The organism is Anabaenopsis elenkinii CCIBt3563, assembly GCF_015245355.1.
Taxonomy (GTDB): Bacteria; Cyanobacteriota; Cyanobacteriia; order Cyanobacteriales; family Nostocaceae; genus Anabaenopsis; species Anabaenopsis elenkinii.
This window is the reverse complement of sequence record NZ_CP063311.1, coordinates 2844624-2860444: the sequence shown is the minus strand read 5'-3', so window position 1 is coordinate 2860444 and position 15821 is coordinate 2844624. Positions and strand designations below refer to the sequence as shown.

General features: G+C 40.3%; 15 protein-coding genes and 2 pseudogenes. 3 read left to right on the top strand and 14 right to left on the bottom strand.

Going from position 1 to position 15821, the window contains the following annotated elements:
* Positions 1-19: 19 nt before the first annotated feature.
* Positions 20-121: pseudogene (locus IM676_RS12605) on the top strand (transposase); the annotation flags it as partial.
* Between the two features lie 18 nt (positions 122-139).
* Here IM676_RS12605 and IM676_RS12600 read toward each other — a convergent pair.
* The 6 genes from IM676_RS12600 to IM676_RS12570 all read right to left on the bottom strand — a co-directional run bounded on the left by IM676_RS12600 (position 140) and on the right by IM676_RS12570 (position 6375).
* Positions 140-844: a hypothetical protein gene (locus tag IM676_RS12600; RefSeq protein ID WP_200987224.1), complete on the bottom strand. Its 705-nt coding sequence runs from the start codon at positions 842-844 to the stop codon at positions 140-142.
* Positions 845-928: 84 nt separating this feature from the next.
* Positions 929-1954, bottom strand: a complete 1026-nt coding sequence (locus IM676_RS12595; protein WP_200990024.1) for an IS701 family transposase — start codon at positions 1952-1954, stop codon at positions 929-931.
* 773 nt (positions 1955-2727) lie between these two features.
* Positions 2728-2925 (bottom strand): transposase, encoded by a 198-nt coding sequence (locus IM676_RS20225; protein WP_225880516.1) that lies wholly within the window; start codon positions 2923-2925, stop codon positions 2728-2730.
* Positions 2926-3086: 161 nt separating this feature from the next.
* Entirely contained in the window at positions 3087-4166 is a 1080-nt protein-coding gene (locus IM676_RS12580) for a glycosyltransferase family 4 protein (RefSeq protein WP_225880351.1), read from the bottom strand.
* A gap of 72 nt (positions 4167-4238) precedes the next feature.
* A complete protein-coding gene (locus IM676_RS12575) occupies positions 4239-4856 on the bottom strand; it encodes a class I SAM-dependent methyltransferase (protein ID WP_200987220.1) in 618 nt (205 codons plus the stop codon).
* Between the two features lie 439 nt (positions 4857-5295).
* Complete coding sequence (locus IM676_RS12570) at positions 5296-6375, bottom strand: glycosyltransferase family 2 protein (protein ID WP_200987219.1); 1080 nt, start codon at positions 6373-6375, stop codon at positions 5296-5298.
* Positions 6376-6507: 132 nt separating this feature from the next.
* Here IM676_RS12570 and IM676_RS12565 point away from each other — a divergent pair, with 132 nt between their 5' ends.
* Positions 6508-7533, top strand: coding sequence for an IS701 family transposase (locus tag IM676_RS12565; RefSeq protein ID WP_200990017.1), 1026 nt, complete (start codon positions 6508-6510; stop codon positions 7531-7533).
* Between the two features lie 103 nt (positions 7534-7636).
* Here IM676_RS12565 and IM676_RS12560 read toward each other — a convergent pair whose 3' ends face one another.
* The 7 genes and pseudogenes from IM676_RS12560 to IM676_RS12530 form a co-directional block, all read right to left on the bottom strand.
* A complete protein-coding gene (locus IM676_RS12560; RefSeq protein ID WP_200987218.1) occupies positions 7637-7993 on the bottom strand; it encodes an FAD-binding protein in 357 nt (118 codons plus the stop codon).
* On the bottom strand, positions 7993-9318 hold the full coding sequence (locus tag IM676_RS12555) for a UDP-N-acetylglucosamine 1-carboxyvinyltransferase (protein ID WP_200987217.1): 1326 nt from the start codon (positions 9316-9318) through the stop codon (positions 7993-7995). Before IM676_RS12555 ends, IM676_RS12560 begins: the two co-directional genes overlap by 1 nt.
* A 3-nt stretch (positions 9319-9321) precedes the next feature.
* On the bottom strand, positions 9322-10221 hold the full coding sequence (gene murB, locus IM676_RS12550; protein ID WP_225880350.1) for a UDP-N-acetylmuramate dehydrogenase: 900 nt from the start codon (positions 10219-10221) through the stop codon (positions 9322-9324).
* 59 nt (positions 10222-10280) lie between these two features.
* Positions 10281-11071: pseudogene (locus tag IM676_RS12545) on the bottom strand (IS5 family transposase).
* Positions 11072-11529: 458 nt separating this feature from the next.
* Complete coding sequence (locus IM676_RS12540) at positions 11530-13398, bottom strand: ABC transporter ATP-binding protein (protein WP_225880349.1); 1869 nt, start codon at positions 13396-13398, stop codon at positions 11530-11532.
* A 716-nt stretch (positions 13399-14114) separates the two neighbouring features.
* On the bottom strand, positions 14115-14252 hold the full coding sequence (locus IM676_RS19840; protein ID WP_225880348.1) for a type II toxin-antitoxin system HicA family toxin: 138 nt from the start codon (positions 14250-14252) through the stop codon (positions 14115-14117).
* On the bottom strand, positions 14249-14485 hold the full coding sequence (locus IM676_RS12530) for a type II toxin-antitoxin system HicB family antitoxin (RefSeq protein ID WP_200987215.1): 237 nt from the start codon (positions 14483-14485) through the stop codon (positions 14249-14251). Before IM676_RS12530 ends, IM676_RS19840 begins: the two co-directional genes overlap by 4 nt.
* Positions 14486-14635: 150 nt before the next feature.
* On the opposite strand from IM676_RS12530, the gene IM676_RS20055 reads away from it, so the two are divergent.
* Positions 14636-14767, top strand: a complete 132-nt coding sequence (locus IM676_RS20055) for a hypothetical protein (protein ID WP_263973139.1) — start codon at positions 14636-14638, stop codon at positions 14765-14767.
* A gap of 199 nt (positions 14768-14966) precedes the next feature.
* Here the strand turns inward: IM676_RS20055 and IM676_RS12525 are convergent, their stop codons facing one another.
* Positions 14967-15722: a Uma2 family endonuclease gene (locus IM676_RS12525; protein ID WP_200987214.1), complete on the bottom strand. Its 756-nt coding sequence runs from the start codon at positions 15720-15722 to the stop codon at positions 14967-14969.
* Positions 15723-15821: the final 99 nt, after the last annotated feature.

The window sequence follows — 15821 nt, the reverse complement described above, 5'->3', positions numbered from 1 at the left end:
AACCGTGAAGGGAACAGCGGTTGTCAATGCCATTTTGTATGTATTATGCCAGGGATGTACATGGCGAGGATTGCCGGGAGATTTCCCACCTTGGCAAACAGTTTATGGTTATTTTTGGCGATTGATTATTAGCGAATAATCAATTAAACATAGCATACAAATGTTCGATATAGTCAAATATATTTGCGTTAAGGGGATTATCACTCCATATCCTACCTCCTCCTCCTCTAACCATACGGTAGGAAAAATATAAAACCTTAGTAATAATTGCCATGAAAATAATAGACGAAAAAAGGTTTAATTTATGAGTTAGTTTTGTAGAATTAAACATAATCGTGTAAAAGAAACCAGATAACCCGCTTAAGAAAAATAACAACCTTCCAAAAGCAGGTAAAAAATAGTAAAACGCAAATAAGGCAATAACGTTTACTAAAAAGGTAATAGACCATGAGTAACAATAAACATCTTCATCTTTGAATTTGATCATTGTAAGTGATGTGAGTAAAAAACATATATCAAAAATAACTCCTTTCCATAGGTCTTCACTGAGTCCTAGTGAATAGTTATATAAACCTTCGTAGCGTTCTACCCTAATAGCCAGATTTGGAAATATAGCTTGCAAAGTACTACTATTTGCAACCAAGACGAAAAAAGCAGGTAGTCCGATTATCATAAATATCAAACTTCCATACAAGAAAAAATTGTTGCGTATTAAATTATTTAAAAATCTTTTTAATACGCTGATTGCTTTTAACTTAAACTTTACTTGGGTATAATTATTACTTAAGGGCAGAGTAATCATTCCCACAGCAATAAATATAAATGAGCTACTATGGGTAAGCATTGCTAATAATGCCAGGAGAACTTTCTGCCACGAAGAGAAAGTATATAGGACTTACGCATTGACAAAAAATATGATCTATGATATCTAGATCATGCGATCGCTATTAAGATTAGCAAAAATATGCTCACGTACAACTAAAGTAAACAGATTCCGTTGTATTTCATACCAATTGCTAATTATTTTTTCAGAGCGCATAAACTCCAACTTAACAAAAGCTTGAAGTGAACAAAAGATGTGAGTCTTAATTGCATGAGTATCCCTAACCATGAACCGACAAATTCCACATACTTGTTTTATGGCTCGATGAAAGGTTTCAATTCCCCAATGAGTATCATGAATTGTCATAAATTCATTTCTAGTTATATCCTCGATTCTTTCCTCATCTGGAAGATACAAAATATAGTGTCTAGAGTCTTCTTTTTTAAAGTCTTTCCTCAACAACTTTATAAATCCAAATTCTTTCAGATGAGTCCTTAATCCTTCTTCGGGAATAGCCAGAGTGCTTACTTGACAATACTTGTGTGGCTCATTTGAAACAGTTCTATTTTTTTCAATTCCGAAGAGAAAACCCAATTTCTGGTTTTTTAGGAATTTCAAATTTTCTACTCCTGAATACCAACTATCACCTGTTACAATTCTGGGTTTGACTCCCCAGCTTATTATTTCACTTACCATTTCTCTAAAATAATCGTTTTTTGTTTTTCCCTCCTTTTTATCATATATTCTGTAATTTATTGGCACTGAATTACCATGAATATCACTGTAATATAGAGTGATTAAATTTAAGCCAATAATTGTTTTATGGGCTTTACCTGACCAAAAATAACCGATTAATTCAGCATTTTTGGGGTCGCTGTAAATCTTTTCTATCACTGTATCATCTACACTTAGTATTCCTCCTACCAAGTTAATAACTTTTTCTATAATGTTGAATAAATCTTTCGGTTCATATCGCTCTCTCAATAAAAAGCGATTCACACTATCATGTGAAACGTCTCCTAATATCTCTGCTAACCTACTGCACCCCCCAAACTTTGGCTCTGACAGTAAAAATAAGGTGTATAGGTCTAGATTGCATTGCGCTGTGGATGGTTTCGTGATTTTTCTAATTGTCTGATACCTAGCAAGTAGACGACCTATATTTATCAATTCACTATTTTGTTATTCTGTCAATGCGTAACTCCTAGTATAGATGAAAAGAACTAAAAATATGAGAGCGTAAAACTGTCTCATTAAAAACATCTGAGTAAAATAAGAAGCGGAGGTAATATTAAGCAAGATGATTGTGGGATAGTATGATGGTAGGAATCTTATAGCAATGAGCATGAATGCTAAATTCATTGTCAAAGCTTGAACTAAAATGAAAGAATATGCATTACCATTGAACACCAATTTTATAAAATTTGGAATTATGAATGTCACGGGTTCCATACGCATAACATTCATATACTCAAAAAAAGGCTGATTTCCTAGTGCTTCGTAAACTTGCACATACACTTGCAAATCACTAATTACCTCATATGTAGATGCAGTAATTGTAATTGTAAATAGGACTATAAACAGAGACAAAAAGGTTAGAATCGAAATATTTTGCTTTGGTTTGTTTTTAGTAAATAACCGAGAAACCTGTATTTGTGAAAATAGTAATAAGGGTATTATACCTAGGATGGGTGATAATATCCAAATACCTAATCCAAATAATAAAATAGGATAGCGAAATTTATGAAAATAACTAAATACTTGATGGAAAAAATTTGTTTTTTTAATTATTTGAATCATTCTTCCGAGCTAATTTGTAAGAGGATGTGTGAGAAGTGTTAAATAGGTTATTTTAATCACGCAATTTGCTTGATCATTAAGCTAATCATGGTAACATAAATAAATTAGGAATGATACACTTTTTTCCATTTTGGAAAATCCTTTGGGAGCATTCGCCATGCACAAGCAACACACAAGATGTATAAGATGGCGTTAACTATCGCCAGCATATCAAGGCTTCGTTTGCGAATACCTGGTTTTGACTCAGGAATTGATACTTTCCATTGTTCTAGTGTCAGGTTACCTGGGTAAGATGGATTCATTGCTTTCGTCATCCTTTCTACTCAAGTGTTTTTCCTAATGACAGAATACCTTGACGTTAGCTTGCTTACTTTTCAGACATCCTCTGAAGAAATTTCAAAATTTTTGTGTATTGATAGGGGAAACGTTTTCCAATCGCTTTTTACCTAACTTATAGCATCATCTAGAGAGTTTTAACGTTAGTCGCGGATGAGAGAATTAGCTCTGCTCTGGCTTGCCAATTATATTTATCTCTTAAATCTTCATAGGCGTTATGAGCTATCTGACGGGATAAACTTGAGTCATCCCGGAGTCTATATAATGTGGATTGCCACTTCTCTGGATTATCCGGGTCGCAAAGTAAGGCATTTCTTTCATGCTCAAGAACCTCTCTGAGTACTGGAATGTCGGAGGCAATAATCGGTTTGCAAGCTGACATATACTCAAATATTTTTAGGGGAGATGTCCACTTGCCTATGTCAACCTTTTTTGACAATTTGACACTTTGCAAGTTAGGAGCAATGAGAACATTCATTTGTCTCATCATTTGGAGTACATCTGAGTGGGGTCGATAGCCATGAAAAATAATGTTTTGATATCCTTCAAGCTGATTTTGCCAATACTTAATATCATTTTCTAATCCACCAACTATATTAAACTCTATATCGGGACAGAGTTTTACTAACTGGGAAATGATTTCCATGCCTTTACCCGGATATAAATGACCACAGTAACCTATGCGGAATTTATCAGAGACTTGACTTAAATGCGGATCAAGATTATCTAATTCACTAACTTCAGGTAAGTCTGCACCATCAGGGGCAACAAGTATTCTATCTGGTGGAATATCATAGTTACTCAAGTACCATGACTTCAGTGATTGTGTGATTACAACTAAGTATTTAAAGTTTTTCTGTTTTAACAGATTACTAAACAAGCGGGGAATAATTACTCTTCCTGAGTCAACAATGGGAGCATGGGATTCAAAGATTACGGGTAATCCTTCCTGGGCGGCGAAATAAGCAGCAATAATACATCGACTATACACAAGGTCAAAATTATGTTTTTTGCCATATTTTCCGGCAAGTAATCCAAACAGGTATGCTTTACCCTTGACAGGTATCCATGGTAAGTAATTAATTGAGAAGCACGGATTAACCCCATAGTAATCATAAACATCATTAATTCCTGGTGTCCTTTCCTGTTTGTTATTCGGTAAAACAAGATGAACATCGTGTCCATTTAGGTGAAAAGCCTGGCACATTTTCATCACAAAAATGGATTCGGCAGAGCGTGATGGAATTATGGATGCGCTACAGTATACTATCTTCATTATTTATTTTCCTTTTATCAGCACAACTAAATGAGCACCTGTTTTCTCGTCAGCAACTCTTAGATTGTTCCACACTCGATTCCAAATCATTTCATCCAAAAATTTAATAGATACAAATGCGTATTTATTGTTAGTCAGTTTCATCCAGTAGTTGTAAAGCCTATCTTTAAAGTTGAAAATATATTCTTTACTAATGATTTCATAATCACGCCCTGAACAAGAAATTTGAGACTTCAGTAGTTGCATATCATAATGCCTGTAATGTTTTTTGATTAGCTTTCGATTTTTTGTCGGCACTGAAATAAGTATATACCCATTGGGCTTTACTTTATAAAACGCAGCTTTGATAAATTCATCAATTTTATCATCCGGAATATGTTCTATTGTTTCAATCAGTGTGACAATATCAAATTGTCTGTCTATGATTTGAATATCACAGCATTTAAATTGACTATCGTCATTGAAAGCTTGTGCAAATTTAATGGCTTTTGGTGATAAATCAACACCTAATAATTCCTTAAATTTAGTATTTTGCAACTCACTAAAACGTCCATCACCACATCCAATATCTAGTAAAGAACCAGGTGCTAATTCTAAAATTTTATTTCTGATGTGAAGCATATAGCATAAGTATTCATATCCCCATGATAGAATTCTGTGTCTTATACCAATTCTCTATGAAGTTGCACTTAATAAAGCAGAGACAATATAGTGCCATCCACAAAGAGAAGCGATCGCTTCAGTAGAGAGAGAATCCAGAACTTGCTTAAGATTGTTTCTTAATTGACTTAAATTATGACAAGTCTGCCAAGACAAAGCCTGTTTAATATGCTCCCAGAGTCGTTCAATAGGATTGATCTCAGGACTATGAGACGGTTGAAAAAGCTGTCACCCTTGCAGCTAGGGGGTAGGATTCTCACCTACATGAACACACAGTTATAAGAATCTGGTTTTCACCAGCCTTACCTTCCTAAATGAGCATAAATGCTCATTTAGGAAGAACGAATCGCACACTTAATATCTTGTCATATTTTGCCTTGATGTCATTTCTCGCTTTGTGCTAGTTTTCATGACTTGGTTGGCGAGTATTATCATCAAAACCTAGGATTAATCTTGCACTTTGAAATGCGACAATGTTATGAATTGAAGCTGATTTCGGAAAAAGGAATGAGGCATCTCGGCGTTCCATTTCCGAAATCAGTTCGATAAGTTGTGTATACTCCTTCGAGCTATTGTAGTAGGACTTGCTGCGGATCGCGACTTCTGCGCGACGATAAAGATCACCGGTAAACTTCATATGCAGGATTGGCAGGTGATGCTGTTTCGAGATAGGCAGGCTAATATTGTGTGATGACCGCATCCAAGTTCCTGACCGCCACCGGACGAGAGAGAACTTTTGGGTATTGTTCACCTTTCTGTACGGACCTTCGCGGTGATACCAGCGACTTAGCCGCTCCCGCAAGCGCTCGTGAAAGGTCATAGCAGTCTCAGGTAGGAACTGATGAAACAATCTGGCGCGTGACCCATGATATACCTTACGAAAGTGAAGTCCTGTTGGCAGTCGATGAGGAACTCCGTCAAAGAACCATTCGTCTGAAAAGCTTACGGTAGTCTGCATTTGTTGTGCTCGCATAACTCCGATGTTTGCAGGGTAAATGTCAAGCATAGTACCAGTGACGGCGTCGTATTCAGACGTGGATAATTCGTCGAAAATATCTGCTAGCTTTCGCCCATTGGGTAGAACCAGAAACTCGTCGAGAGCGGCTTGAACTACCCAGCAGTTGAGAGTGAATTTCTCCGGCAGAATCATGCGCCATAGATCAACCATCCGGCGCATCTCGACAGTCTGTCCCGTCGGATCGAGGCGGTCGATGACTGGGACGGTCTCACCAAAGCGGCGATGACTGCCCACCACCATCACATCCGGCTGTGCTCGGAGATAGTCCAGGGTGCTGTCTGTCGAAGCATCGTCGAGAATGATAAAACGCTCGGCCCCGAGTTTTCGGTAGTGATCGAGCCAGGCGGGCAAGAAATACATCTCATTGTGGGCGAGCGCAATCACAGTCGGTCCGTCGACCTGCGTCAGGTCATTTGATTTAACGTAAATGTCATCGTAAGACATCAGTTCTTGGTTGTTCAAGGATTAACCTCCTCCTTCAAATACAAAATTTAAGACATCAAAATTTTTAACAATTATAGGAGTTACGCATTGACAGAATAACAAAATAGTGAATTGATAAATATAGGTCGTCTACTTGCTAGGTATCAGACAATTAGAAAAATCACGAAACCATCCACAGCGCAATGCAATCTAGACCTATACACCTTATTTTTACTGTCAGAGCCAAAGTTTGGGGGGTGCAGTAGGTTAGCAGAGATATTAGGAGACGTTTCACATGATAGTGTGAATCGCTTTTTATTGAGAGAGCGATATGAACCGAAAGATTTATTCAACATTATAGAAAAAGTTATTAACTTGGTAGGAGGAATACTAAGTGTAGATGATACAGTGATAGAAAAGATTTACAGCGACCCCAAAAATGCTGAATTAATCGGTTATTTTTGGTCAGGTAAAGCCCATAAAACAATTATTGGCTTAAATTTAATCACTCTATATTACAGTGATATTCATGGTAATTCAGTGCCAATAAATTACAGAATATATGATAAAAAGGAGGGAAAAACAAAAAACGATTATTTTAGAGAAATGGTAAGTGAAATAATAAGCTGGGGAGTCAAACCCAGAATTGTAACAGGTGATAGTTGGTATTCAGGAGTAGAAAATTTGAAATTCCTAAAAAACCAGAAATTGGGTTTTCTCTTCGGAATTGAAAAAAATAGAACTGTTTCAAATGAGCCACACAAGTATTGTCAAGTAAGCACTCTGGCTATTCCCGAAGAAGGATTAAGGACTCATCTGAAAGAATTTGGATTTATAAAGTTGTTTAGGAAAGACTTTAAAAAAGAAGACTCTAGACACTATATTTTGTATCTTCCAGATGAGGAAAGAATCGAGGATATAACTAGAAATGAATTTATGACAATTCATGATACTCATTGGGGAATTGAAACCTTTCATCGAGCCATAAAACAAGTATGTGGAATTTGTCGGTTCATGGTTAGGGATACTCATGCAATTAAGACTCACATCTTTTGTTCACTTCAAGCTTTTGTTAAGTTGGAGTTTATGCGCTCTGAAAAAATAATTAGCAATTGGTATGAAATACAACGGAATCTGTTTACTTTAGTTGTACGTGAGCATATTTTTGCTAATCTTAATAGCGATCGCATGATCTAGATATCATAGATCATATTTTTTGTCAATGCGTAAGTCCTAAATTATTGCTGTCATCTCACGGGAGGAAAAACAGTCAACCCAGCATTCATGGCGATCGCGCCGCCTACGGTACCGGGAATACCAATGAGAAACTCAAAGCCTGAAAAGCCCCCTCCCGTGCTGCGAATTTAGACAATTGAGGCAAGAACACGCCACTCCCGGCAATAATTTTGTCTCCATCATGTCTCAACTGAGTGAGGGAGTTACGAGTTAATATTAGTAACCCAGGTAGTCCAGGATCATCAATCAATACATTAGAGCCACGACCAACAAAATAAATAGGTATTTCCTGTTCATAGGCCCAGGTTACCAATTTGGGTGCTGTTTCAAGATTTGGTTCTGCCAAGTATTGCGCATAACCTCCTATTTTCGAGGTTGTATAGGGAGCCAACAGAACTTCCTGTTGAATATTACAATCCATTACTGTTGTTGCATCTCACTGAAAATACTGACGCCAAGGTGAGAGAGCTTTTTATTTATCTGATCATAACCTCGATAAATTTGCCATGCATTGCTAATATTAGTTGGACTATCTGCTACCAAACCGGCAATCATCAAGGCTGCACCGGCTCTTAAATCCAGTGCTGTTACTTCAGTTCCCTGAAGTTTATTGCCTCCGTGAATGACCAAAAGATTATCCTTGACTTCATAATTCATTCCCATTTTGGCCAGTTCCTCTGCATAGGCGTAGCGTCCAGGAAATCTCAGATCAATGACCCGGCTTTCTCCTTTAGCCATTGCGCCTAAGACAGTAAATAATGGTTGCATATCCGAATTAATTCCCGGATAAGGGCCTGTACTGATATCAATGGGATAACAGCTTGAACCTCGAACAATTAGGCGGTTATCTAAGCGATAAAAACGAACCCCACTTTCCCGCAGATGAATCAGAGGAACTTCTAAGTGTTCAAAGGGAAAGTCTACAATCTCGACATCTCCATTAGTGACCGCAGAACCAATTAGCCAGGTGAGTGCTTCAACATTGTCGGCAATTACCTCATGGGTTGTACTACCTAATTCATTCACCCCTTCAACAATAATGCTTTCTTGTCCACGGACTTCTATCTTAGCTCCCAGGGATCGCAAAAACTTAATCAGATCCTGAATTTCGGGACGAATATGTGGTCCCCAAATGCGGGTTATACCTTCAGCTAGGCAAGCGATTATAATACTGTTTTCAGTAGCCCCAGTAGAGCGAATAGGTAGGAAAATCTCTGTTCCCCTGAGCTTTTGATGACTAGGAACTTCAGCACAAAGATAGCCTCCTTCTTCCCAGACATGAGCACCGAAGGATTCCAGCACCATAAGATGGATATCATATTTGCGATCGCCTAGCTTACAGCCTCCAGGTAATGGTACTTTACCCCTACCTGTACGACCGACTAAAGCACCTAAAATCAGCAAAGTGTTACGAATAGAACGTTTTGACCAAAGCAACTCTGATCGAGGCGGGTTAGTCTCGACAATTTCTAGCTCACTCTGGTTGATTAATTGGCAAGTTTTACCCAGTGCTGTTAGCATCTCAACATGAAGACGAGCATCAAGTAACCCGCTTGGGTAATTCTTAAGTCGAACCGGAGCAGATGTTAGCAAAGAAGCCGCTAAGACGCGAAGAGCAGAATTTTTTGCACCGCTGACCCTGACCTCTCCGACTAAGCGGGAAGGGTGAACAATCAGGTTATTTAAGTTTTCTGTTCCGACTAAGCGGGAAGGGTGAACAATCAGGTTATTTAAGTTTTCTGTCATTTTTTAAGGTAGGAAACGAACTTCAGTTTCTAAATTAATTCCCAATTCAGCTTTAACAGTCTTTTGAATATGTGTGATTAATTGACGCACATCTGCGGCTGTTGCACCGCCCAGGTTTTCAATCCAATTGGCGTGCATGGGACTCACCCGCGCAGCACCAATTTGAAAACCTTTCAGACCCGCTTCTTGGATATACCATCCAGCCCCCTTACTCCCGGGAGGTGACTTAAAAGTGCTCCCTGCAGTAGGTTTATCTAACGGTTGCTTACGCTTACGCTCCGCAAGATGGTCAAAGGTGTTTCGGCGAATCTCATCTGGGTCGCCCTCCTCTTGTAAGCAAAAACGAGCTTGTAATATTAGGCGGTTTCCATTTAATAAATCGGTGTGACGATAACCAGCATGAACGTCTTCCATTGTTAGTGTTTCAATGGTGCCATCCAGATTTAAGACATCAAAATTTTTAACAATTGCTGTCATCTCACGGGGACGAAAAACAGTCAACCCAGCATTCATGGCGATCGCGCCGCCTACGGTATCGGGAATACCAATGAGAAACTCAAAGCCCGAAAAGCCCTCCCGTGCTGCGAATTTAGACAATTGAGGCAAGAACACGCCACTCCCGGCAATAATTTTGTCTCCATCACGTCTCAACTCAGTGAGGGAGTTACGAGTTAATATTACTAACCCAGGTAGTCCAGCATCATCAATCAATACATTAGAGCCACGACCAACAAAATAAATAGGTATTTCCTGTTCATAGGCCCAGGTTACCAATTTGGGTGCTGTTTCAAGATTTGGTTCTGCCAAGTATTGCGGATAACCTCCTATTTTCCAGGTTGTATACGGAGCCAATAAAACTTTCTGTTGAATATTACAATCCATTAATCCAAGACTAAATTGCATCTGTGCACCTATCTCTTGACGAACCATAGAGGATGTTTGGAAAGTATTAAACAACTCAATTAAGCGAGTCTTCTAAGCATTAACCGAATCATGGCGATTTGCACAAATGTTTCATGGGTCTGGGGTAAAATTTCGTAGTCCTTACTCAATCGACGACACCAATTAAACCAACCAAAACTACGCTCGACAACCCAACGCTTTGGTAGCAGAACAAAGCCTTTAGTATTCACCGGACGACGTACAACCTGCAAAACCCAGTGATACGTATCCATCACCCATCTCATAAAGCCTTTACCTTGATACCCAGCATCAACCCAAATGTGCACCAACCGATTCAAGCGATCGCTAATTCTGTTCTTGGCTTGGGTGAATAATTTTTTTGCGCCTGCTTGATCGGATTCATAAGCCGAGGTGACCACAACCATCAAAACCAATCCCAGAGTGTCAACTAAAAAATGCCGTTTACGTCCCTTAACCAGTTTCCCAGAATCAAACCCGACAGCTTGGGATACCATTGTTCCACTCTCTACAGATTGAGAATCCACAATTGCTGCACTTGGGTTTGGTTCATGGTCTTCGAGAACACGTACCCACTGTTGAAGTTTGTGGTTAATGCGTTCCCATGTACCATCCAGGCGCCATTTTCGGAAGTAATAGTATACCGTTTGCCATTTTGGGAAGTCGGCAACATCCGCCATGGACAACCCGCACACAGAACATAAAATATGGCACTAATCACAGCGCGTAGGTTAACCCGACGGGGACGACACCCCAAATTTATTGGGGGTATCAGCACTGATAGCAATTCCCACTGTTCATTTGTCAAGTCTGTTGGGTATGATTTAGACATGGCTCAAGTAACTCTGTCGCGTTTTTGTCTACTGATAGAATATCGTTACTTGAGCTTTTCTTGACTTTCCAAACATCCTCATAGGGCTGGGGTGAGGTTATGTAATCTTGACTTCTCCCCTGGATAGAATCACAGGGGATTCTAAACTGATGTTGCTACGCGGTCTGAAGACACGCTACGCAAAGTTTACGATTTTATTTATTTAAAAATTTGAATAAATAATATCGTTGTGGCACAGTCAAAATGCCCTACCCACCTCGGCTAAAAATAAATCTAGCTGTGTGGCTACTTAAGGAAAACATCTTTTGGGTTTTTCACCATATTTGTGGATGCTTTTTTAGCCTAACTAATCAGAAATGCCTTGTCAATAAGTTTTTTGTAGTCAGGATACGACAGGGTAAATCCTGTTGAGTCGCTTTTCATCCCCTCGCTAAAGCGCAGGGGTTCTCACGCTCCCACTATATTTTGATAGTAAATTTATTATCTTCACCATCCACACCACTCAAAGCCATAGTCCGAAAACTGCCACTATTAGCCAGCAATTCCTCATAAGTACCCTGTGCCACTACCTGTCCTTGATCTAACTGAAAAATACAGTCGCACCTCTGCACCGTACTTAACCTGTGGGCAATTAAAATTACCGTCAACTGATGACTCAACCCCTCAATAGCCGCCATCACTTCCTTTTCCGTGGCATTATCTAAAGCACTGGTAGCCTCATCAAACACAATCACCGAGGCATTGCGACACAGCGCCCGGGCAATGCCTATACGCTGCCTTTGACCCCCACTCAGCCGAATTCCCCGCTCTCCTACGTAGGTATCATATTTAGCTGGTAATCCCTCTATAAATTCATCAATCTGAGCCAACCGCGCCGCCTTTCGCACTTGCTCAAAATCAATCTGGTCTTGAGGAATCCCAAAAGCAATATTCTCCGCAATAGTGCCATCACTCAGAAAAATCTGCTGGGGTACATGGGCAATACTCTGTTGCCATTGGCGTAACCTCTCACCTTGTAAAGGTAACCCATCTACCCATATTGTGCCTTTATTTGGCTGCAGAAGTCCCAAAATTAAATCTGCTGTGGTACTTTTCCCACTTCCCGTACTCCCCACAAACCCTACTGTGGTCTTGGCGACAATCTGCAGGTGAAAATCACGCAATACCCAGGGTGTTTCCTGGTGATAACCAAACCATACCCCCTCAAACCGTAGTTCCTGTTCCAACCCCAAGGGCCTGGAAACAGTCGTTCCCAGCAGTGGCTCAATGGGTCGTTCTAAGGCTACTAACACCCGCGTTAACGCCGCCCGCGACCCCTGAATTTTTGCCACAGATGCAAAAGCCTCTTGTAAAGCCGGTAGTAACCGTTTCGCCCCCAGGGCTAAACTACCTAATACTGGCACCGCCTGGCTAAAATCCCCATTTTGACCTAAACTCAGTGCTAAAAGGGCGATCGCAGAGAATGCCAAAGCCTCTATGAGATATCTGGGGGACTGGGAAATAATCAAATTAGTCGCTGTAGCTTGCTTTAAAGCAGCCTCCGCCCGCAGATACACCCGTTCAAAAAAGTCTTGGGAATGTCCTAATAGCACATCCCGAATCCCGCCAATCCCCTCCTGCACCACCTTGATTTTCCGTTGCCCCGATTCGGCGATAATTTTGCTATTACGCTTGAGTAAACGTTGCCGGGTGCGATAAATCACTGTGTAGGCTCCCCCCAAAATTACCCCTGTCCAGAGGGCAATGTTGCCATCAATGAATAATAGCGTCCCCATTAAAGCAGGTATAACCAGGGCATCCGTCAAAAACGCCACCAAGGGTATCAAGATATTACTAGTCAGAAGCGTGGTATCCCCGGTTACTGTCTGCATCAAATCGCTACTGTTGTGCTGCACATGGAAACTGTAGGGCTGTCGCAGGGTAGTGTAATAAACCTGGCTACTGATATCAGAACCCACCGCTGCAGCCAAGCGCAACCGCGCCTGCAGGGTCAGCAACCGCAGCCCATTAGCCAACACTGCGGCGACAATGAACCCCACAGCTAAGACCCTCACTAGTTGGGTTGGGGTCTGAATCTGTAATAAGTTTAATACTGGTTGGAGATGGGGAGCATTCAACAGCATCTGTGCATTAGTCAAGGCTCCCAGAAAGGGAAAAATTGCCCCCACACTAACCATCTCACTCACAGAAGACAGCAGCATCAGCAGGAGCAAAGCCCCCAACTGCACCCGACGGCGACGGTTCAGGTAGCCCCACAATTGCCGTAATTCAGCAATTAATGTTTGACTGTGCTTATGTCGCTTTTTACTGCCAGTATTTTTGGACATTTCTTTTAATTTTTCAGGATTTTTAGGCAACATTTGCTAAATTTTTGACAGTATCCTCTGTTGAAACCTTGAGATCACAAATGCAGGGCATCAGCATACTATTTTTCAATTTTTCAATGTTTATATAACATCCAAGAAATGGCGAAGTCCCATAAACATTCGCCCATAAACATTTCCCATGTTTCACAAAGACCATGATCGCTTGTAACTTAGTCCTCACTTCCCCCATATTCATATCATAGTCAGACAGGGAATGAAATTCCCTGTCTGAAAGCTAAAGTCGGTTAAAAACCGACTCGTTAGTTGTTGTAATTATGACATTTTTTCAAGGCGATCGCGAATGCTACAAGCTGATCGCCCCTTATTACAGTCAACCGTCAACTGTCAACCGTCAAGAGATCAGCTTGGGAATAAATTAAGAGTCTCATCGTCTCATAGTCAGCCAGGGAATGAAATTCCCTACCCTATGTCCTTTGGGTTAATCCCTAAACTAGGCAACGCCGATTTTTGTATATTATTTTTGTATATTATTTCCGTAACAATTCAAAGAACATTTCCTTGTCAATGCCAATATCTTGAATCATACCCATGAGATTACCTTGCTTGAGATTTTGTCCTGAATGAACAGGAACTACGACTCTCCTACCGTTATAGCAGGGGGCAGGGGGCAGGGGGAAGCCTTGAAACGCTTCAAGTTCAATGGTTTTATCTTCTGTTTATGTCCTAACCACCTTGGCGGTTGCTATAATATTCTTGTAAATGGCATGACTACCTTTTTGCCGATCAAGATAAAATCCTAGTTTTTCAATAACCTGAATAAATTCTTTCGCTGTGACTGTAGGAAAGTTGCTCATCCTAAAATGGTCAATGATTTAAAAATTAAATCCTCTTTAGGTATAGGTTGACTATCTGCTTTTAAACTTTCCAGATATAACTCAATAGCTTCTGTAATATTGTCAATTGTTTCTTCAAAAGTCTCTCCTTGAGAATGACAGCCTTTGAGAATAGGACAAAAAGCATGATATCCTCCATCTTCTTCCCTTTCGAGAATGACGGTGTAATTGTAAAGTTTGCTGTCATTGTTCATATAGATTTTTTACTTGATTTGTCCCAAATAGAGATATAGCCCACAGTTTCATATCTAGGCGATCGCTGACATTACGATGTCTTCAGGGAATAAAATTCCCTGTCTGAAAGCTCAAGTCGGTTAAAAACCGATTGGTTAGTTATTGTAATTATGACATTTCTTCAATGCGATCGCCCCTTGGTGCACAACGTCACTGAATGGCGATCGCCCCTATTACAGTCAACCGTCAACCGTCAACCGTCAACCGTCAACCGTCAAGAGATCAGCTTGGGAATAAATTAAGAGTTTCATAGTCTCATAGTCAGCCGGGGAATGAAATTCCCTGTCTGAAAGCTCAAGTCGGTTAAAAACCGACTGGTTTTGTCGGTGGGGGATTGTAGTTTAGGTTTTCCGAACCCAAGGTCTGTTGTATTAATTAGGGTATGTGTGAATTTATTTTTAAAAAGGGCGATCGCCCGTAGTTAAGAATGGGGTTAGTGGGTCAACTTCCTAGTTCATCAGGATCAATCCCCAATTCTTTGAGCTTGGCGGCTAGGCGATCGGCTCTTGCTTTTTCTTGTTCTGCGCGTTGCAATTCTTGTTCTGCGCGTTCATTAGAACATCTAGCAATTTGCATCGCTTGATTGGCCTTAAACATTTCATTTTTGGCGGCTTCCTGTGGCGTAGGGATCATAGCCCCTTCTGCAGAAAAATAACGCAACTGTCGATTATGAATACCAAGAAAAAAGCCGAGAGCTTCACTCCATAACCAACCTTGAGCATTGGGGGGAATAGGAAGATAGGTGTCGAAATTTAGTTTAAATCCTGCAAATTCTAAAGTGTCGGGAGAAAAATAAAAGTATTCAGGGGTATGAAATCTTTTAGCGTATAGCTCCAGTTTGGCATTGCGATCAACATTGGCGGTCGAGTCAGACAATAATTCAATGATTAAATCAGGGTAACGGCCATCTTCTTCCCAGACAACCCAAGAGTTACGCGGTGAGCGAGTTGTGCCTTTGACGAGGAAAAAGTCAGGACCACGGAAGTCTCGATTTTTGAGTTGTTGGCGACTGAAGTAAATGGTCAAATTCGCACCGATGAAAAAATCATCGCGTTCTTGCCATGCCCATTCTAGACAGGTGACCAGTAACAACAATTGCATGTAATGCAAGGAACTTTCCATCTCTGGTTCATCACTCAAAAGTTGGCTGGCATCGGGCATCTGCAACTCTAGTTCTTGGGCTGTAATTGCTGCCATGGAATTTTACTCCTAATTTTACTCCTGATGCTGTTAATAGTTGTCGATCAGTTTAGTTTACCTAAAAATAATATCTATTCTACTAAATTTGGGGAAAGT